Here is a 19,370-nt window from a genome sequence, read left to right on the forward strand (position 1 = left end):
GGCCCGCCCGTGGGCGGGAACGCGGCCGGGGCCGGACACCCCTCGGTGTCCGGCCCCGGCCGTCGGATACTGCGTACCCGGTTACTTCTTGCGACGACGCCCCGCCGTCTTCTGGGCCTTGCGGCGCTCCGCCCGCGTCATCCCGTCCGACTCCGACCGCGACGTGCCGTCGCCGTTCTCGAAGTCGCCCTCGACCACGCCGCCCTCGCCGTCGACCGTCGGCGCGGAGAAGTGCAGCCGGTCGGGACGCTGCGGGGCCTCGAGCCCCTTCGCGCGGATCTCGGGACGGCCCGCACCGGCCGGCACCGCGTCCTCCTTGGCCAGCGAGGTCTTCGCCGCCGCGTCCTGCACCGGGACCTCCTCGACCTGCTGCTCGACCTGGACCTCCAGGTTGAACAGGTAGCCGACGGACTCCTCCTTGATGCCCTCCATCATGGCGGTGAACATGTCGAAGCCCTCGCGCTGGTACTCGACCAGGGGGTCCTTCTGCGCCATCGCGCGCAGGCCGATGCCCTCCTGGAGGTAGTCCATCTCGTAAAGGTGCTCGCGCCACTTGCGGTCCAGGACCGACAGCACCACGCGCCGCTCGAGCTCACGCATGATGTCCGAGCCGAGCTGCTTCTCACGCTCGTCGTACTGCTGGTGGATGTCGTCCTTGATCGAGTCGGCGATGAACTCGGCGGTGATGCCGGCACGGTCGCCGGCCGCCTCCTCCAGCTCCTCGACGGTGATCTTCACCGGGTAGAGCTGCTTGAACGCGCCCCACAGGCGGTCCAGGTCCCACTCCTCGGCGAAGCCCTCGACCGTCTCCGCCTGGATGTAGGCGTCGATGGTGTCGTCCATGAAGTGACGCACCTGCTCGTGCAGGTCCTCACCCTCCAGGACGCGGCGACGCTCGCCGTAGATGACCTCGCGCTGCCGGTTGAGCACCTCGTCGTACTTCAGGACGTTCTTACGGGTCTCGAAGTTCTGCTGCTCGACCTGGGACTGCGCGGAGGCGATCGCGCGCGTCACCATCTTGTTCTCGATCGGGACGTCGTCGGGAACGTTCGCCATCGACATCACGCGCTCGACCATCTGCGCCTTGAACAGGCGCATCAGGTCGTCACCGAGCGAGAGGTAGAAACGGGACTCGCCGGGGTCGCCCTGACGGCCGGAACGACCGCGCAGCTGGTTGTCGATACGGCGGGACTCGTGGCGCTCGGTGCCCAGCACGTACAGGCCGCCGAGCTCCTTGACCTCGTCGTGCTCGGCCTTCACGGCCGCCTCGGCGCGCTCCAGCGCGGCGGGCAGGGCCGCGGCCCACTCCTCGACGTGCTCGACGGGGTCGAGACCCGCCTGACGCAGCTCGGCCTCCGCGAGGTCGTCCGGGTTGCCGCCGAGCTTGATGTCGGTACCACGGCCGGCCATGTTCGTGGCGACGGTGACGGCACCCTTGCGACCGGCCTGGGCGACGATCGTCGCCTCCCGGTCGTGCTGCTTGGCGTTGAGGACCTCGTGCTGGATGCCGCGCTTGCTCAGCTGCTGCGAGAGGTACTCGGACTTCTCGACCGAGGTGGTGCCGACCAGGATCGGCTGACCCTTCTCGTGCTTCTCCGCGATGTCGTCGACGACGGCGGCGAACTTCGCGACCTCGGTGCGGTAGATCAGGTCGGACTGGTCCTTGCGGACCATCGGCCTGTTCGTGGGGATCGGGACGACGCCGAGCTTGTAGATCTGGTGGAACTCGGCGGCCTCGGTCATCGCCGTACCGGTCATGCCGGAGAGCTTGTCGTAGAGGCGGAAGAAGTTCTGGAGGGTGATCGTGGCGAGCGTCTGGTTCTCGTCCTTGATGTCCACCCCTTCCTTCGCCTCGATCGCCTGGTGCATGCCCTCGTTGTAGCGGCGGCCGGCGAGGATACGGCCGGTGTGCTCGTCGACGATCATGACTTCGCCGTCGATGACGACGTAGTCCTTGTCCTTCTTGAACAGTTCCTTCGCCTTGATGGCGTTGTTCAGGTAGCCGACGAGGGGAGTGTTCACCGACTCGTAGAGGTTGTCGATGCCGAGCCAGTCCTCGACCTTGGCGACGCCGGACTCGTGGATCGCGACGGTGCGCTTCTTCTCGTCGACCTCGTAGTCGCCGGTCTCCTCGATGCCCTTGAGCTGGTTCCCCGCCTCGCCCCTGGTGAGGCGCGTCACCAGCTTGGCGAAGTCGCCGTACCACTTGGTGGCCTGATCGGCGGGACCGGAGATGATCAGCGGGGTACGGGCCTCGTCGACGAGGATCGAGTCGACCTCGTCGACCACGGCGAAGTTGTGGCCGCGCTGGACGAGCTCGTCCTTGGACCACGCCATGTTGTCGCGCAGGTAGTCGAAGCCGAACTCGTTGTTCGTGCCGTAAGTGATGTCGCAGTTGTACTGCTCACGGCGCTGGGCCGGCGACATGTTGGCGAGGATGCAGCCGACTTCGAGGCCCAGGAACTTGTGGACGCGGCCCATCATCTCGGAGTCGCGCTCGGCGAGGTAGTCGTTCACCGTGATCAGGTGGACGCCCTTGCCGGACAGCGCGTTCAGATATGTGGGGAGCGTGCCGACGAGGGTCTTGCCCTCACCGGTCTTCATCTCTGCGACATAGCCGAGGTGCAGGGCGGCGCCGCCCATGAGCTGGACGTCGTAGTGGCGCTGGCCGAGCACCCGCTTGGCGGCCTCACGCACGGTGGCGAACGCCTCGGGAAGCAGGTCGTCCAGGCTCTCACCGTCCGCGTAACGCTGCTTGTACTCGTCCGTGAGCGCCCGCAACTCGGCGTCGGAGAGGTTGACGAAGTCCTCTTCGATGGAGTTGACCTGGTCCGCGATGCGGTGCAGTTTGCGCAGGATCTTGCCTTCGCCTGCACGCATGAGCTTGTTGAAGACGGACACTGAGGTTGGTCTCCTTGCCGGTCGGGCCTGGCACTGGGTCTGGGGTGGACACTGGCGCGGGCACGGCAGGTGGGCCCCACCGCATCGGCCATCGTAAGCGAGGACCCGGCCGCGTCGGGAGGTCCATCGCCACTGAGGCCTGCTGTCCGCCATCAGGTGAACGCCTGGGAAGCACCGAAGGTGCCGGTGAAGGACAGAAAGTGCTCGCATCGGCGCGCCGCGCTGGCAAGAATCCCGGCATGGAGCCGATCACCCTCACCACCGAACGCCTGCTGCTGCGGACCTTCACCCCCGAGGACACGAAGTCCGTCCACCAGGCCTGCCAGGATCCCGACATCCAGCGGTGGACGACGGTTCCCTCGCCCTACGAGTGGGAGCACGCCGCCGAGTTCACCGAACACACGGTCCCGGACGGCTGGCGCAACAGCACCATGTGCACCTTCGCCGTGCTGCCGCGCGAGGGCGGCCCGCTGATGGGCTCCGTCGCCGTGACCATGCGCACCTTCTCCGGGACGTGGGAGATCGGCTTCTGGACGGGCAAGGAGCACCGGGGCCGGGGCGTGACGGTGGAGAGCGTCACCGCCGTCTCCCACTGGGCCTTCATGAGGCTGGGCGCCACCCGCCTGGAATGGCGTGCCGAGGTCGGCAACGCCGCCTCCCGCGCGGTCGCGCAGAAGGCCGGCTTCCGCATGGAGGGGGAGCTGCGTGCGGCGCTGCTCAACAAGGACACCCTGCGGGACGTGTGGGTCGGTGGCCTGCTGCCGTCCGACGTCGGGCTGGCGAGCAACCACGCCTACCTGCCGGCCCGCCGCTGAGTCCGGCTTCCCGCGTCCGGTAAGGCCCTCACCGGGCACCCGTTGACGAAGGGGAGCGCCATGATTCCGTCGCGGGCACCCCTTGTCGTGAGGGGGCCGGACTGTTGTCGTGAGGGGGCCGGACTGTCAGTGGCGGCCTCTATCGTGCAGGACATGACGACGCCGCCGCCCACCCTCGAACTCTCCGCCGACGAGGCCCGCCGCATCGCCCTGCGCGCCCAGGGGTTCCTGGGCGCTCCCGACAGGCGGGGCGGGGTGCGGGGCGTTCTTCGTCACCTTGGTGCCGTGCAACTGGACACGATCTCGGTGCTGGCCCGCTCGCACGAGCTGATCCCGTACGCGAGGCTCGGCGCCGTCGGCCGCAAGGCGGTCGAGGACGCCTACTGGACGGGCGGCCACAGCTTCGAGTACTGGTCGCACGCGGCGTGCATCCTGCCCGTCGAGGAGTGGCCCCACTTCGCCTTCAGGAGGCGCGCCTACCGCGCCCGCCCGCAGTGGTACCACGACCTCCCGGACGGCGCGTACGACGCCGTGATCAAGCAGCTGCGTACGGAGGGCCCGCTGACCGCGACCGGCCTGGGCGGCGCGAACAACGGCGGGGAGTGGTGGGACTGGTCCGCCTCCAAGGTCGCCGTCGAACGGGCTCTGATGTACGGCGAGGTCGTGTGCACCGAGCGGCGCAGCTGGAAGCGGGTGTACGACCTCGCGGAGCGGGCGATCCCCGACGCCCTGCTGCACGACGACCTGGACGACACCGAGTGCCTGCGCCGTCTCGTCCGGCTGGCGGGCGAGTCGCTGGGCGTCGGGACCCGCACGGACATCGCGGACTACCACCGCCTCAAGGGTGAGCAGTTCGACGCCGTGGTCGCGGACTCGGGGCTGGTGCCGGTCCGCGTCCAGGGCTGGGCCAAGCCCGCCTGGGCGGATCCGGCGGCGCTCGCCTCCCCGCCGCGTGGCCGGCACCGTACGACGCTGCTCTCGCCGTTCGACTCGCTCATCTGGGAGCGCGCGCGGACGGAGCGCGTCTTCGGCTTCACCCACCGGCTGGAGGCCTACGTCCCCAAGCAGAAGCGGGTGCACGGCTACTTCGCGATGCCGCTGCTCGCCGGCGGGAAGCTGCTGGGCCGCGTCGACCCGGCACGCGAGGGCAGGACGCTGGTGGCCCGCCAGGTCTCACTGGACACTCCCAAGGCCGTGGCCCCGATGGCTCAGGCACTGCGCGAAGCGGCGGAATGGGTGGGCTGCGACTCCGTCCGCGTCGAGCGGGTCGACCGCCCCGAGCTCACGGCGGACCTGGTCAAGGCCCTGGACTGACATCGCGGACCGCTCGGCCCGCCCGTACCGGCCGGATCCCCGGGGAGCCTCGGCTACCGGATCTCGAGGATCTTCTCCCGCATCGCGTAGACCACGGCCTCCATCCTGGAGTGCAGCTGAAGCTTCTCCAGGATGTTGCGCACATGGTTCTTGACGGTGTTCTCCGAGATGAACAACTCCTTGGCGATGTCCCGGTTGTTCATGCCCGTCGCCACGAGCTTGAGCACCTCGAGCTCCCGGTCGGTGAGCCGGGGCGCGGGCACCAGCCTGCGCTCGTCGGTGCGCTGGATCATCGACTTGAACTCGGTGAGCAGCTTCGACGCCATGGAGGGGCTGATCTGCGACTGCCCGTCCGCCACCGCGCGGATGGCGGTCGCGACCTCGTCCGTGGAGATCTCCTTGAGGAGATAGCCGGTCGCTCCGGCCTTGATCGCGTCGTAGAGATCGGCCTCCTCGTCGCTGATCGTCAACATGATGATCTTCGCGCTGGGGGCCACCTCCTTGATGGAGGTGCATGCCTCGATGCCGCCTCGCTTCGGCATCCGCACATCCATCAGCACGATGTCGGGCAGCAGGTCGGCAGCCTTGTCCACGGCCTCCGCCCCGTCGCCCGCCTCGCCGACGACCTCGATGCCCTCCTCGTGCGCGAGGACGATCTCCAGTCCCCGCCGGAACAGGGCATGGTCGTCGACGACCAGGACCCGGATGGGCTCCTTGCCCCCGCCGCCCTGCTCCTCGCCGTGCCGTTCACCGTCCGAGTGCGCTTCACCGGGGTGGCCCGTGCTGCCGTGCACCGGACCGAAAGTGTCCGCCATCGTTCCTCCCCCTGAGGCCGTGGCCCGAAGATCATGTGTGGTCCGCCAACGTCAGTACGGGGCGCACCGGTTGGCTTACGACGTCATGCTTTCATGCCCGGGCGACAGTGCGGTGATCCTGTTGCGGCACGAGGGTGCCCCTGGGGGCGCACGAGGCGCTCCAGGGGCACCGGGATTCTTCGTCGACAGGGCTACGGGATTTCGGCGTCAGCCGCCGAGCGCACCTCCGGCGCCGCCGGCCTCGGACCCGGCCAAGGGGTCCGTCTCCAGGTGAATGACGCCGTAGTCGTAGGCGTGTCGTCGGTAGACGACACTGGGCTGCTTCGTCTCGGAGTCGACGAAGAGATAGAAGTCGTGCCCGACCAGCTCCATTTCGTAGAGCGCCTGGTCGAGCGTCATCGGTGCTGCTGTGTGCAGCTTCTCGCGCACCACCAGCGGTCCTTCACCCTGCACCTCGATCGAGCCGATCTTGGTGGTGGGAACGGACTCGGTCGTCTCTTGGGTGAGGGGCCGGCCGTTGGTGGCGCTCAACTCTGCGACGCCGGGGACGACATCGACCACCTCGGCCGCCGACAGGCGGCCGGCGCCACGCCGGTTGTGACGCTTCTCGTGCTGCTTGCGAAGGCGTGCCTCCAGCTTGCCGGTCGCGAGGTCCAGCGCTGCGTACGGGTCGGCAGCCGCGGCCTCGGCCCTGATCACCGGTCCCCGCGAGCGGAGTGTGATCTCCACGCGGTCGGAACGGTCGGCCTGCCGCGGGTTGTGCTCCTTGGACACCTCGACGTCGAGGCTGATCACCTTGCCGTCGAGCTTCTGGATCTTCTCCAGCTTCAGCTTCTCGGCCACGTGCTTGCGGAACCGCTCGGGCACCTCGGTCTTGCGGCCCTTGACGACGATGTCCACGCAGAACTCCGTTCCCGGATTCGCTCCGCCCGCTCACCGGCTGCGGAGCATCTCCCTCTTGCACCAGGCTCCGGTGATCTCCGGAGCCTCGGACTTGGCGACTTTCACCTCCTCCTCCCCAGTCGGCAAGATCTCCACCCACCCCAATTTTCGAAGTGCCGCCGCCGTGCTTTCCGACCAGGAAAACCGGCAGCCATTCGGTGAGGTGTGCTTGTCGCCATTCCTCACACCGAACATAGCTCTCTGGGACGGGTGTCGGCACCCGCTACTGGGAGGTACCTCCGATCAGGCGTTTTTACCCTGTCACTAGCTGCAACGACGCGGGTTCGCATTCAGTTCCGGTTTATTTCGAAGGACAGCGGTGGAACAGCGACGACCGCCGCCCGGGCCGACACCGCGACGCGCGGGTCCGTCCCCCTCGCGGCACTCAGTGCCCGCGCCGCCTCGACGAGCGTCGCGCCGGTCGTCATGAGATCGTCCACGATCACCGCCCTGCCGCCCGCCAGCAGCCGCGCACCACCGGCCCGCACCTCCAGGGCCCCCGCCACGTTCGCGAGCCTCTCGCGGGCCGTGAGGCCCGCCTGGTCGGCCATCCGGCGCCGCTGCCGCAGCACCGGGAGCACCCGCGCGGCCGGGCCCGTGCGCCGCAGCTCGGCCGCCGCCGCGAGGGCGATCCGCCGCGCCGCGTCATGACCACGTGCCCGCACGGCGCCCGGCGCGGACGGCACGGGCACCAGCAGCACAGGGCCGCCCTGCCCGTCCACGTACCCCATGGCCGCCCGCACGGCCCCGGCCAGTGCCGCCCCGAGCGGCGCGGCCAGCCCGAGCGCGCCCCGCTCCTTGTGCGCCAGGATCACGGCGCGGACCGAGCCGGTGTAGGCCGCGGCGGCGTGCACCACGGGGAGCCCCGCCGGCTCCGGCACGGGCCTGGCCCTGCGTGCCGCCCGACCGTGCAGCGCCTGCCCGCACACCTCGCACAGCTGCGTACGGGGCGTGCCGCAGCCGCCGCAGACCGCAGGGATCACCAGACCGGAGATTTCGCGCCACCACGCCCGCATGAGGACCACTGTGGCAGGGCGGCAGATCGGCCGGGCGGTCCTGTGGACAACACGCCCGGCGCCTGATCCGACGAGCCCTAGCCCGGGTAGACCGGCGCGGTGCCCTCCTTGACCAGCGTCTGCCAGTTCGCGCCGGCGGGCAGGCGCACGATGCCGTCCTCCTGCGAGTAGGCCACGAGCGGCTGACTCTCGTCGTCCGACGCGGCGACCGACTTCACCTGGTTGAGTCCGGGCAGGATCCCCTTGGGAACGGTCGAGCCGTCCGTCTGGATGTACCGCACCTGCTGAACGCCGCCGGCCTCCTTGCCGACCACGACAAGCCTGCTCGGTCCCGCCCACGACACGGCCGTGACGGCCTCCATCTGCGGTGCGGCGGGCCGCAGTTCCGTGACGGTCACGACGGGATCGTCACTGTCGCCGTGCCGTTCCACGCGCCCGATCTTCAGGGTCGTACTGCCGTCCTTGGTCAGCAGCAGCGCGATCCGCGCACCGTCCGCGGACACCTTCACCGCCTGGATACGCGCCCCGTCCAGCCCTGGAACGATCTTGACCTCCTCCGGGGCGGCGTCCGCGCCGTTCGGCAGGCGCTTGAGTGCCGGCGCGTTCGGGTCCCGGTCGGCCACCCACAGGTCCCCGCGCCCGTCCCAGCTGGGCGCGGTCAGACGGTTGTCGGGTCCCTTGCCGGAACTGGTGATCACCGGGTCGCCCAGCTTGCTGTCGGAGACGATCGACGCCACGTACAGCCGGCTGAAGTCGCCGGCGACGGCCGCGGCCTTGTGCTCGTCCCTCGCCACACCGACCGTGTCCACCGCGAGGCGGCCGTCGCCGAAGGGACCTGCCACGTTCTGCGGTTCGCCGGCCTCCGTGGCTCCCGCCGCCAGCAGGGCCAGGCGCCGCTTGCTGTCGACGAAGTACTGGTTGTCCGGGCGGCCGGAGGAGTGGTCGGGGGCGTAGCCCTCGGCCTGGCCGGCACTCATCACGCACAGCTGCGATCCGTTCGAGCGCAGCAGCTCGACCTGCTCGAGCCTCGCCGACGACAGGTCCTTGATGGTGAACATGATCTGCGCCGCCATCTTCATGCACTGCGTGCGCCCCACGTTGGACGCCTTGTCGTCCAGAGGCACCTTCAGGCCGTTGCGGTCGTCGAACGACAGTGACGTGGCGCCGTCCTTGAGCTTCAACGCCGTACCGGTCGGGAACCGCGACTCGACGACCGGCTTCAGCCAGTTCGTGGGCCCTTCCAGCAATGCCTTGACCGCCTGGGTCACCGGGTCCATCCGGGTCACCGGGTCCTGCCGCTGCCTGATGTGGACCGGGTCCGCGACCACGACGTCGCGTCCGGAGGCGAAGTAGTACTTGTTGACGGAGCGGTAGTTGCGCTCGAAGTCGGACGCGCCCAGCAGCAGCCCGGCGGGCAGGCTGTCGATGCGCCACTGCTTCCCGTCGGGGCCCGCCTTCTGCGACAGGTGGATGGTCCGGCGGTACTCGCTCGGCGTGACGGGCTGATAGGCGTGCTGCGCGTCGACGGTGGCGATGTGCCGTCCGAGCAGCGGGTAACTCATCCCGGGGTTGTCCCGGCGGCCCGGGACCGGCACACCCGGATCGGGAGCCGACGCCAGCACCGTGGTGCTCGCCTCCGGCTGCCACTTCTCCGACGCCTCCGGAGTCAGGTACGAGCGTGCCGTGTCGAAGTTGGTGTCGTCACTGGTCATCGCCTCGAGGAAGCCCGTGACGATCTCGTCCGGGGTCGCGTCCTTCCTCGGCGGCACCGCGTACACCCGCACCTGCGAGTCGGCCCGCTGCGACGCCTTGACGGCGTGGACGTCGCCGGTGTCCGGCATCGAGGCGCACCCGGCCAGCAGCACTCCGCTGCAGCCGAGCAGCGCCGATACGCGCCGCACGCCCGCCTGCCCGTGACGACGAGGGTCAGCGCCCACGAGTCGTGTCCTCCCGCTCCGATGAAGCCCTCGCCGCGGGGAGGTCTCCCCGCTCTCCTGCCTGCCTAGCCACCACCCGTGAGCCGTTGCCCGGCAGCGCCGTCGGGTCGACCTCGGGAGGCGCCGTACGCGGCGGCAGCGGCGACAGGTCCGACGCCGTCTGAGCGGGCACGGACGTCATCCGGTGCCCGTTCCCCTCAGAATTCCCCGACGAGGCGGCACGCTCCCGGTTCTGCCGCGAGTCCTCCGGCTCCAGCGGTATCGGTGAGCCACGCAGCGGCTCGTCCGCCGTGCGCGGCAGGGTCAGGCGGAACTGCGAGCCGCCACCCGGCTCGCCCCACGCCTGCAGCCAGCCACCGTGCAGCCTGGCGTCCTCGACGGCGATCGACAGCCCGAGGCCGGTGCCGCCCGTGGTCCGCGCACGCGCCGGATCGGCACGCCAGAACCTGTTGAACACGCGGGTCGCCTCGCCGGGCTTGAGACCCACGCCGTAGTCCCGCACCGCGACCGCGACGGCACCGCCGGCGACCGCCATGCGGACCACGACGTCCTTGCCGTCACCGTGCTCGACGGCGTTGACCACGAGATTGCGCAGCACTCGCTCGACCCGCCGGGCGTCCGCCTCTGCGACGACGGGCTGCTCGTCACCGACGACCCGTATACGGCTGCCCTTGCGTTCCGCCAGCGGCTCGGCGCCGCCGATGACCCGCCGTACGACCTCGCGCAGGTCTATCGGCTCCGCCTCGAGCGCGGCGGCACCCGCGTCGAACCGGCTGATCTCCAGCAGGTCGGAGAGCAGCGACTCGAAGCGGTCGAGCTGGTCGCCGAGGAGTTCGGCGGAGCGTGCCGTCACCGGGTCGAAGTCGCTGCGCGCCTCGTGGATGACGTCGGCGGCCATCCGCACCGTCGTCAGCGGGGTACGCAGCTCGTGCGAAACGTCCGAGACGAAGCGGCGCTGCATCCTGGAGAGCTCCTCGAGCTGCTGGATCTTCAGCTGGAGGTTCTGCGCCATCTTGTTGAACGCCTCACCGAGCCTCGCGATGTCGTCCTCGCCGGTGACCTTCATCCGCTCCTGGAGCCGGCCCGCCGCGAGACGCTCCGCGATCCCGGCCGCCATCCGTACGGGGGTGACGATCTGGCGCACCACGAGCCACGCGATCGCGCCGAGCAGCACCACGACGAAGAGTCCCGCCGTGGCGAGGGTGCCTCTGACGAGGTTCAGTGACTGCTCCTCCTGCGCGAGGGGGAACAGGTAGTACAGCTCGTAGGGATTGCCCTCGATGTCGTTCAGCTGCGTGCCCACGACGAGCCCGGGCTCGGGATCGACCACGTTGTCCGTGTACCGGATGCTGAGGTACGTCTCGAACGTCCCCCCGCCCTGCCGCACGGCGTCCCGCAGGTCCTGCGGGATGCTCGCCGGATCCACGCCACCTGAGGTACGTGGCGCACGGCTGGTGCCCGCGCCCTGTGCGTCGGCGCTGAGCGCGACCACGTTGAAGGCGCCCTGGCCACCGCTGGAGAGCTGCACCACCAGATCGGAACGCCACGTACGGGCGTTTCCGTCCGCCGCGTTGTCGCCCTGCCCGCCGCCGGGCCCGATCGGCGCGTTCGCCTTCTCCCTGGCGACGGCGAAGCCGCCGGCCGCCTGGCTCTGCGCCGCCTGGCCCTTGGCGTCGAGCAGACCGTTGCGCACCTGCCCGATGACGACGAAGCCGAGCAGCACCACCACGCCCAGTGACATCAGGAGCGTGCTCACGACCACCCGGAGCTGGATGTTCCGTCGCCACAGCCTCACGGCGGGGAGCAACGGACGGCGCACCCAGCGCATGACGAGCCGGGGCACCGGCCCGCCGGGGGCGCTTTCCTGGAGCAGCCGTCCGCCATGGAGCAGACGGCCGAATCGCGAGGGCCCCCACCCCGGTCCGGCAGCCCGCCCCGTACGGACCCCCGGCTGGCCGGGCTTCGGAGCAACGCTGCCATTGGACATGTCAGCTCGGCCCGGCCTTGTAACCGACACCACGGACGGTCACCACGATCTCCGGCCGCTCCGGGTCCTTCTCGACCTTGGAGCGCAGCCGCTGCACATGCACGTTCACCAGCCGCGTGTCGGCGGCGTGGCGGTAACCCCACACCTGCTCCAGCAGCACCTCTCGGGTGAACACCTGCCAGGGCTTGCGTGCGAGCGCGACCAGCAGGTCGAACTCCAGCGGGGTCAGCGCTATCGACTGCCCGTCCCGCTTCACGGAGTGACCGGCGACGTCGATGACCAGGTCACCGATCGTCAGCTGCTCCGGGGCGGGCTCCTCCGACCTCCGCAGCCGGGCCCGGATCCGGGCGACCAGCTCCTTCGGCTTGAACGGCTTGACGATGTAGTCGTCGGCCCCGGACTCGAGCCCGACCACGACATCGACGGTGTCGCTCTTGGCAGTGAGCATCACGATCGGAACACCCGACTCGGCCCGGATCAGCCTGCACACCTCGATGCCGTCCCTTCCGGGCAGCATGAGGTCGAGCAGCACAAGATCCGGCTTGGCTTCCCTGAAAGCGGCAAGTGCCTTGTCACCGTCCGCTACGAACGACGGCTCGAAACCTTCACCACGCAGCACAATGCCGAGCATCTCGGCCAGTGCGGTGTCGTCGTCGACGACAAGGACTCGTCCCTTCATAAACGACATCATCCCATTAGCTAATCGTTACCTGGCGTGACCTGGCACACAGCTCCGCTACGCCGCCCACGGTGACCGGCGACAACACCCCCTCCTCGGTGACGATCGCCGTCACCAGATCCGGCGGCGTGACATCGAATGCGGGGTTGTACGCCTGGGTTCCCAGGGGGGCCACTGTCTGCCCGCCGCTTCCGGCGCCGGCCACTGCGGACTGCGGGGATGTTACCTCCGTCACCTCCTGCGCCGGCCGCTGCTCCACCTCGATCGCCGAGCCGTCCGGTGTCGCCAGGTCGATCGTCGTCGTGGGGGCGACCACGATGAACGGCACATGGTGGTACTTGGCGAGGACGGCCAGGGGATAGCTCCCGACCTTGTTCGCCACCGAGCCGTCCGCGGCGATCCGGTCCGCCCCGATCAGTACGGCGTCCACCTCTCCGGCCGCGAACAGGGAGCCCGCGGCGTTGTCCGTGAGCAGCGTGTAGGGCAGTCCGTTGCGTGCCGCCTCGTAGGCGGTGAGCCGGGAGCCCTGCAGCAGCGGCCGTGTCTCGTCCACCCACAGCCGCTGGAGCCGGCCCGCCCGGTGCGCCGACAGCGCGACGGCGAACGCCGTTCCCTCACCACCGGACACCAGTGCCCCGGTGTTGCAGTGCGTCAGGATCCGGTGACCCCCGCCCGGAAGCAGCTCCTCCAGCAGCGCCAGACCGTGCCCGGCCATCGACCGGCTGGCCTCCGCGTCACGGCGGTGCAGTTCCTCGGCCGCCGCGAGCGCCGCGCGGGCCGCCTCTTCGCTGTCGGCACCACGCTCGACGGCGGTCCGGTACGCGGACGCCGCCAGCCGCACCCCGTACCCGAGGTTCACCGCGGTGGGCCGCGCGGTCTCCAGCAGCTCCGCGGCCTCGTCCACGTCGAAGCCCCGCAGCGCCGCGAGCGCCACTCCGTACGCACCGGCGATGCCGAGGAGCGGCGCCCCGCGAACGGCGAGCGTACGGATCGCCCGCACCAGGACGGCAACGTCGGTGCAGACCAGTTCGACCTCCTCGGCCGGGAGCCGGGTCTGATCGAGAAGCACCAGTACGGGCCCTTCGGGCGGCTCGTCCCACCGCAGCACAGGAAGCTTCGACGGCTCGGCACCCACCAGGTTTTGTACGTACTGATCAGCCATCCGCCCAGTCTGCCCGGTGCCGCTCCGACAATGAAGGCACGAAGGTGACCCGGGCCCCGGTCCGCCGACCGCCCGCGCGTGGCACGATGGCAGCCAACCGGCCGCCCGGAAAGGCGGAAGGACACTGTGAACGCGCCGGCTCGACGGGCCGGCCCCGTGAACGATCCATGAGGTGGACGACCGTGAACGACACTCCGGGTTGGGCATCGCCCGGATCGGCTCCTTCCGAAGGGCAGAACGGCCCCGGCGTACCGCAGCCCTCGCCGCCCGCGGACGGAAGCGGTCCTGCCTCGAAGTGGTCCAAGGAGCAGCCCCCTCCCGGACAGTGGTCCGCGCCGACCGGCCCCGGCCAGGTCCCCGGCCCGCCCCCGCCGCACTGGGGCGGCGGCAGGCACCACGACGGCGGCTGGGGCAGGCCCCCCGCCGCAGCCAAACCGGGTGTCATCCCGCTCCGTCCTCTCGGCGTCGGTGAAATCCTCGACGGCGCGGTGTCGACGCTGCGCGCACACTGGCGCACGGTGCTGAGCGTGACGATCACGGTCTCCGTCATCTCCCAGATCTGCAGCATCCTCGTGGAGCGATACCTGCTCCCGGCGCCTCCCGAGCTCGATCCCGACGCGACGCCCGAGGAAGCCCTGGAGCAGTCCGTCGAGTCGCTGCAGTCGAGCCTGGTGGCCCTCGGCCCAGCCCTGCTGATCACCTTGATCGGCACCCTGCTGACCACCGCACTGCTCACCGTGGTGATCAGCCGCTCGGTGCTCGGCCGCCCGATCACGCTCGCCGAGGCCTGGCGCGAGGCCCGGCCGCGAATCCCCCACCTCCTGGGACTCACCCTGCTGCTGCCGGTGGGCAGTGCCGTGATCATGACCGTCGGCGTACTGCCGGGGATGCTGATCGGCGGCGCGGGTGTGCTCCTCTCCGTGGTCGGCGGTCTCGCCGCCATCACCGTCATCATCTGGCTGATGGTCCGCTTCGCCCTCGCCTCCCCTGCCCTCGTGCTGGAACGTCAAGGCGTCATCACGTCGCTGCGCCGCTCCGCCAAGCTCGTGCAGGGCGCCTGGTGGCGCGTCTTCGGGATCACGCTGCTGACCCTGCTGCTCGTCTTCGTCGTGAGCATGGTCATCGCCATCCCGTTCACGATCATCGGCTTCGCGGTGGACGGCGCCGGAATCGGTGATCTGTTCACCGGATCCGGCCCCGACTTCGGCTGGCCCTTCCTGATCATCACGGGCATCGGATCCGTGATCGCCTCGTCGATCACCTACCCGATCTCCGCCGGCGTGACGGTGCTTCTCTACGTGGACCAGCGCATCCGCCGTGAAGCGCTCGACCTCGAACTCGCGCGTGCCGCCGGCGTCTCCGGCTACGGGTCGGCACCTCCGGGTGACCGCACCGCCGGGGGCTGATGCGGTGTTGGGCACGGGGGGCGCGACGGCGGCACTGCTGGTCGGCGCGAGTGACGACGTACCGGTGGACACTCCACGCGAGCCCGCCCGCGAGGCGGCGGAGCGGGAGCTGTCCCGGCCGATGTACCACGAGAACGACCCGAACCTTCTCGAGCGCGCCCTCGACCGCTTCTGGGAGTGGGTCGACAGTCTCTTCGGCGCCGCCTCGAGCGGCACGCCCGGCGGCCTGATCGGCCTGATCGCCGTCATTCTCGTCGTCGTCGCCCTCGCCGCCGCCCTGTGGTGGCGGCTCGGTAAGCCCCAGCGCACGGTCCGCACTTCGGACTCCCTCTTCGAGGACGGCCCGCGCAGCGCCTCCGCGCACCGCACCGCGGCGGACGAGCACGCCGCCGCCGAGCGGTGGAACCAGGCCGTGCAGGAGCGGATGCGCGCCATCGTCCGCTCCCTGGAGGAACGCACTCTCCTGGACGCCAGGCCTGGCCGTACCGCCGACGAGGCCGCCGCGGAGGCAGGGCGCCCGCTCCCCCAGCACGCCGACGAACTGCGCGCCGCGGCCCGTGTCTTCGACGACGTCACGTACGGCGGTCGCACCGCCGACCGGCAGGCGTACGAACGGCTCCGGGACCTGGACCTCGCTCTGGAAAGCACCAAGCCCCTGTCGGCCACAGCTGCCGAGGGAGCCGCCGAATGAACGGCCCCAAGGGCAGCACCACGTCCATGTCGCCCTCCACCCGCCAGGTCTGGAGCCGCGTCCGCGGCCTGCTCCTCGCGGTCATGCTCCTCGTCGTGGGCGGCATCGCCATGGCGGCACTGCGGTCGGGTGATCACCACGGCCGCCTCGACCCACGGTCCGCGGACCAGAACGGCAGCCGCGCTGTCGCCGAACTCCTCAAGGACCGGGGCGTCTCCACCAGGGTGGTCACCACCCTCGCGGACGCCACCGCCGCTGCCGGCGTCGACACCACCGTCCTCGTCACCGAGCCCGACATGCTGACGGCCACTCAGCAGGAGGACTTCCGGTCCGCGACCGCCTCCGCCGGCGGACGAACACTGCTGATCGCCCCCGGTTTCGCCTCCGTCGGCACACTCGCGCCGGACGTCGACATCGAAACCCGGACCGAAGTGTCCCAGCGCAGCCCCGGGTGCGACCTCCCCGCCGCCCAGCGCGCCGGCAGCGCCGATCTCGGCGGTGAGCGCTACTCGACGGAGGCTCCCGGCGCCGACAGTTGCTACCCGAGCGACGGCCTTCCCTCCCTGGTGCGGCTCGACGCGCCGAACGACGGCGACACCGTCCTCCTCGGCGCTCCCGACATCCTCTACAACGATCGTCTCGACAAGCACGGCAATGCCTCCCTCGCCCTGCAACTCCTCGGGTCCCGTCCCGAACTGGTCTGGTACATCCCTTCTCTCGACGACCCCTCCGCGGCGAACCCCGCCGACGGAGACGGCGACGACCAGGGCAGCGGCGAAACGGACGGCGAGGACACGTTCTTCGACCTGATCCCCGGCGGCTGGCTGTGGGGCACGCTGCAACTCCTCGTGGCGGCCGTCCTGGCGGCCGTCTGGCGTGCCCGCCGGCTCGGCCCCCTGGTGACCGAACAACTGCCGGTCGCCATCCGCGCGTCGGAGACCACCGAGGGCCGCGCCCGCCTCTACCGCAAGGTGAACGCGCGCGACCGCGCCGCCGCCTCGCTCCGTTCCGCCACAAGAACCCGCCTTGCCCCGCTTCTCGGTGTCTCCGCCGCCGACACCCACTCGCCCGAAGCCCTGCTTCCCGCGGTCTCTGCGCACCTTCCCCATGGTGAGCACGACCTCCGTGAACTGCTCTTCGGCGCTCCACCGGCCGACGACACCGCACTCGTACGACTCGCAGACCAACTCGACGCCCTCGAAAGAGAGGTACGCACCTCATGAGCGCCCCGACCCCCGAGACAGCCGAGAGCTCGGACCGCGCCCGCGCCTCCCTGGAGGCCCTGCGCACCGAGATCGCCAAGGCCGTGGTCGGCCAGGACCCCGCTGTCACCGGTCTCGTCGTGGCTCTGCTCTGCCGCGGTCACGTCCTTCTCGAAGGAGTGCCGGGCGTCGCCAAGACCCTCCTGGTACGTGCCCTGGCCGCATCGCTCGAGCTCGACACGAAGCGCGTCCAGTTCACCCCCGACCTCATGCCCAGCGATGTCACCGGGTCGCTCGTCTACGACAGCCACACGTCCGAGTTCTCTTTCCAGCCCGGACCGGTCTTCACGAACCTCCTTCTCGCCGACGAGATCAACCGGACGCCGCCCAAGACCCAGTCGTCGCTCCTCGAAGCGATGGAGGAACGACAGGTGACGGTCGACGGCACCCCTAGGCTGCTCCCCGATCCCTTCCTCGTCGCCGCTACGCAGAACCCCGTCGAGTACGAGGGCACTTACCCCCTTCCTGAAGCACAGCTGGACCGCTTCCTCCTCAAGCTGACGGTCCCCCTTCCGTCCCGCGAGGACGAGATCAATGTCCTGACCCGGCACGCGGAGGGCTTCAACCCCCGCGACCTCCAAGCGGCGGGGGTGCGTCCCGTCGCCGGCCCTGCGGAACTTGAAGCGGCCCGGCGCGCCGTGGCCAAGACCTCCGTCTCCGCCGAGATCGCCGCCTACGTCGTCGACATCTGTCGTGCCACCCGTGAATCCCCCTCACTCACCCTGGGCGCCTCCCCCCGAGGCGCAACCGCGCTGCTGTCCACCGCCCGCGCCTGGGCCTGGCTCACCGGGCGCGACTACGTCATCCCGGACGATGTGAAGGCCCTCGCCCTGCCCACCCTTCGGCACCGGCTCCAACTCCGGCCCGAGGCGGAGATGGAGGGAGTCACCGCCGACTCCGTCATCACCGCGATCCTCGCCCACGTCCCCGTACCGCGCTGAGGCACCGATGGCCCTCACCGGACGAACCGCACTCCTGGCCGCGCTCGGCTCACTCCCCGTAGGCATCCTCGCTCCGAGCTGGACCGGGATGCTCGCTGTCAACGCGCCCCTCTCACTCGCAATCCTGTGCGACTACGCCCTCGCCGCGCCAGTGCGAACGCTCCGGTTCACCCGAAGTGGTGATACATCAGTTCGACTCGGTGACGCCGCGAAGGTCGACCTGATGGTCACCAACCCCTCGGGCCGGCGTCTGCGGGCCGACGTTCGCGATGCCTGGCCGCCGAGCAGCTGGCCGCCGGGTGCCGAGCAGGCCGCCTCACGCCACAAAGTGACCGTCCCGGCCGGCGAGCGCCGTCGCCTCGCCACGGTCCTGCGGCCCACACGACGGGGCGACCACCGGCCGGAGCGCATCACGGTCCGCTCTTACGGGCCGCTGGGCCTGGCGGCCCGGCAGGGCAGTCACAAGGTCCCTTGGACGCTCCGCGTCCTCCCGCCGTTCACGAGCCGCAAGCACCTGCCGTCCCGCCTGGCGCGACTGCGCGAACTCGACGGCCGGACCAGCGTGTTGATCAGGGGCCAGGGAACGGAGTTCGACAGTCTTCGCGACTACGTGCCCGGGGACGACACCCGCTCCATCGACTGGCGGGCCACCGCCCGTCGGACCACCGTCGCCGTACGCACCTGGCGCCCGGAACGTGACCGGCACATCCTCATCGTTCTCGATACGGGACGGACCTCGGCGGGACGCGTGGGGGATGTCCCCCGGCTGGACGCCGCGATGGATGCCGCGCTCCTGCTGGGTGCGCTGGCGTCACGCGCCGGTGACCGGGTCGGCCTGCTGGCGTACGACCGCCGCATCCGCGCCCAGGTCGTCGGACGGTCCGCGGGTGACGTTCTTCCGGCCATGGTCAACGCGTTCGCTCTCCTGGAGCCGGAACTCGTCGAGACAGACGCCCGCAGCCTCAGCGCCGCGGCGCTCACGAACGCTCCCCGCCGGTCCCTCATCGTGCTTCTGACGAGCCTCGACGCAGCCCCCGTCGAAGAGGGCCTGCTCCCCGTCCTCCCGCAGCTCACACAGCGCCACACCGTTCTGGTGGCCTCTGTGGCGGATCCTCACATCGAACGTATGAAGGCGACGCGCGGCTCGGTCGAGGGCGTCTACGATGCCGCGGCAGCCACCCAGGCCCAGTCCCAGCGGAACCGGGCGGCGGAACAGCTGCAGCGCCACGGCGTCACCGTTGTGGACGCGACACCGGAGAAGATCGCCCCCGCCCTCGCCGATGCCTATCTCGCTCTCAAAGCAGCCGGCCGCCTCTGAACCCGGCTAGCGGCCCTTGGTCGGTATCGGATGCGCTATGACTCGCCCGGAAACGTCGAGTCATAGCGCGTGCGGCCGACCCTGATCGACCCCTGAACGCAGGAAAGCCCCGCACCAGAGGTGCGGGGCTTTCCCACAATGATTGTTCGGCGGCGTCCTACTCTCCCACAGGGTCCCCCCTGCA

At 70.2% G+C, this 19,370-nt stretch carries 15 protein-coding genes; 7 read left to right on the forward strand and 8 right to left on the reverse strand.

Annotation, left to right across the window (positions count from 1 at the left end; translation table 11 throughout):
- Window positions 1-81 precede the first annotated feature (81 nt).
- Window positions 82-2,901, reverse strand: coding sequence for a preprotein translocase subunit SecA (gene secA, locus AB0K36_RS15270; RefSeq protein ID WP_364593549.1), 2,820 nt, complete (start codon window positions 2,899-2,901; stop codon window positions 82-84).
- A 239-nt stretch (window positions 2,902-3,140) separates the two neighbouring features.
- Between secA and AB0K36_RS15275 the strand changes: the two genes are divergently transcribed.
- Window positions 3,141-3,716 carry a GNAT family N-acetyltransferase gene (locus AB0K36_RS15275; protein WP_364593552.1) on the forward strand — a complete coding sequence of 192 codons (576 nt, stop codon included), beginning with the start codon at window positions 3,141-3,143 and terminating at the stop codon, window positions 3,714-3,716.
- A 153-nt stretch (window positions 3,717-3,869) separates the two neighbouring features.
- Entirely contained in the window at window positions 3,870-5,030 is a 1,161-nt protein-coding gene (locus AB0K36_RS15280; protein ID WP_364593555.1) for a winged helix-turn-helix domain-containing protein, read from the forward strand.
- A 53-nt stretch (window positions 5,031-5,083) separates the two neighbouring features.
- On the opposite strand, the gene AB0K36_RS15285 is transcribed toward AB0K36_RS15280, so the two are convergent.
- The 7 genes from AB0K36_RS15285 to mtnA form a co-directional block, all read right to left on the reverse strand.
- Window positions 5,084-5,845, reverse strand: a complete 762-nt coding sequence (locus tag AB0K36_RS15285) for a response regulator (protein ID WP_189467314.1) — start codon at window positions 5,843-5,845, stop codon at window positions 5,084-5,086.
- A gap of 207 nt (window positions 5,846-6,052) precedes the next feature.
- Window positions 6,053-6,745 carry a ribosome hibernation-promoting factor, HPF/YfiA family gene (gene hpf / locus AB0K36_RS15290; RefSeq protein WP_364593558.1) on the reverse strand — a complete coding sequence of 231 codons (693 nt, stop codon included), beginning with the start codon at window positions 6,743-6,745 and terminating at the stop codon, window positions 6,053-6,055.
- 332 nt (window positions 6,746-7,077) lie between these two features.
- Window positions 7,078-7,803, reverse strand: a complete 726-nt coding sequence (locus AB0K36_RS15295) for a ComF family protein (protein WP_364593561.1) — start codon at window positions 7,801-7,803, stop codon at window positions 7,078-7,080.
- Window positions 7,804-7,880: 77 nt separating this feature from the next.
- Window positions 7,881-9,740: an LpqB family beta-propeller domain-containing protein gene (locus AB0K36_RS15300; protein WP_435877865.1), complete on the reverse strand. Its 1,860-nt coding sequence runs from the start codon at window positions 9,738-9,740 to the stop codon at window positions 7,881-7,883.
- Window positions 9,730-11,727, reverse strand: a complete 1,998-nt coding sequence (gene mtrB / locus AB0K36_RS15305) for an MtrAB system histidine kinase MtrB (RefSeq protein WP_364593564.1) — start codon at window positions 11,725-11,727, stop codon at window positions 9,730-9,732. The genes AB0K36_RS15300 and mtrB overlap by 11 nt, the downstream gene beginning before the upstream one ends.
- A 1-nt stretch (window position 11,728) precedes the next feature.
- Window positions 11,729-12,418, reverse strand: coding sequence for a two-component system response regulator MtrA (gene mtrA / locus AB0K36_RS15310; protein WP_005316841.1), 690 nt, complete (start codon window positions 12,416-12,418; stop codon window positions 11,729-11,731).
- Window positions 12,419-12,422: 4 nt separating this feature from the next.
- Window positions 12,423-13,568 carry an S-methyl-5-thioribose-1-phosphate isomerase gene (mtnA, locus tag AB0K36_RS15315; protein WP_364593567.1) on the reverse strand — a complete coding sequence of 382 codons (1,146 nt, stop codon included), beginning with the start codon at window positions 13,566-13,568 and terminating at the stop codon, window positions 12,423-12,425.
- Window positions 13,569-13,750: 182 nt separating this feature from the next.
- Between mtnA and AB0K36_RS15320 the strand changes: the two genes are divergently transcribed.
- Genes AB0K36_RS15320 through AB0K36_RS15340 form a run of 5 tightly spaced genes read left to right on the forward strand, consistent with a single transcriptional unit; the run spans window position 13,751 to window position 19,186 of the window.
- Window positions 13,751-14,974: a DUF7847 domain-containing protein gene (locus AB0K36_RS15320; RefSeq protein WP_364593570.1), complete on the forward strand. Its 1,224-nt coding sequence runs from the start codon at window positions 13,751-13,753 to the stop codon at window positions 14,972-14,974.
- Between the two features lie 4 nt (window positions 14,975-14,978).
- Entirely contained in the window at window positions 14,979-15,665 is a 687-nt protein-coding gene (locus AB0K36_RS15325) for a DUF4129 domain-containing protein (protein WP_364593573.1), read from the forward strand.
- Window positions 15,662-16,888 carry a DUF4350 domain-containing protein gene (locus AB0K36_RS15330; RefSeq protein ID WP_364593576.1) on the forward strand — a complete coding sequence of 409 codons (1,227 nt, stop codon included), beginning with the start codon at window positions 15,662-15,664 and terminating at the stop codon, window positions 16,886-16,888. The genes AB0K36_RS15325 and AB0K36_RS15330 overlap by 4 nt, the downstream gene beginning before the upstream one ends.
- Window positions 16,885-17,868: an AAA family ATPase gene (locus AB0K36_RS15335; RefSeq protein ID WP_364593579.1), complete on the forward strand. Its 984-nt coding sequence runs from the start codon at window positions 16,885-16,887 to the stop codon at window positions 17,866-17,868. The genes AB0K36_RS15330 and AB0K36_RS15335 overlap by 4 nt, the downstream gene beginning before the upstream one ends.
- Window positions 17,869-17,875: 7 nt before the next feature.
- The gene (locus tag AB0K36_RS15340; protein WP_364593581.1) at window positions 17,876-19,186 is read left to right on the forward strand and encodes a DUF58 domain-containing protein; all 1,311 of its coding nucleotides are present in this window, start codon (window positions 17,876-17,878) and stop codon (window positions 19,184-19,186) included.
- Window positions 19,187-19,370: the final 184 nt, after the last annotated feature.

The organism is Streptomyces kurssanovii, from assembly GCF_040677245.1.
Classification (GTDB): Bacteria; Actinomycetota; Actinomycetes; order Streptomycetales; family Streptomycetaceae; genus Streptomyces; species Streptomyces kurssanovii.

Coding starts and splice junctions, on each gene's coding strand:
- AB0K36_RS15340 (WP_364593581.1), top strand. CDS start 17,876: ATGGCCCTCACCGGACGAACCGCACTCCTGGCCGCGCTCGGCTCACTC.
- AB0K36_RS15275 (WP_364593552.1), top strand. CDS start 3,141: ATGGAGCCGATCACCCTCACCACCGAACGCCTGCTGCTGCGGACCTTC.
- AB0K36_RS15330 (WP_364593576.1), top strand. CDS start 15,662: ATGAACGGCCCCAAGGGCAGCACCACGTCCATGTCGCCCTCCACCCGC.
- AB0K36_RS15285 (WP_189467314.1), bottom strand. CDS start 5,845: ATGGCGGACACTTTCGGTCCGGTGCACGGCAGCACGGGCCACCCCGGT.
- AB0K36_RS15335 (WP_364593579.1), top strand. CDS start 16,885: ATGAGCGCCCCGACCCCCGAGACAGCCGAGAGCTCGGACCGCGCCCGC.
- mtrB (WP_364593564.1), bottom strand. CDS start 11,727: ATGTCCAATGGCAGCGTTGCTCCGAAGCCCGGCCAGCCGGGGGTCCGT.
- AB0K36_RS15295 (WP_364593561.1), bottom strand. CDS start 7,803: ATGCGGGCGTGGTGGCGCGAAATCTCCGGTCTGGTGATCCCTGCGGTC.
- mtrA (WP_005316841.1), bottom strand. CDS start 12,418: ATGATGTCGTTTATGAAGGGACGAGTCCTTGTCGTCGACGACGACACC.
- mtnA (WP_364593567.1), bottom strand. CDS start 13,568: ATGGCTGATCAGTACGTACAAAACCTGGTGGGTGCCGAGCCGTCGAAG.
- AB0K36_RS15280 (WP_364593555.1), top strand. CDS start 3,870: ATGACGACGCCGCCGCCCACCCTCGAACTCTCCGCCGACGAGGCCCGC.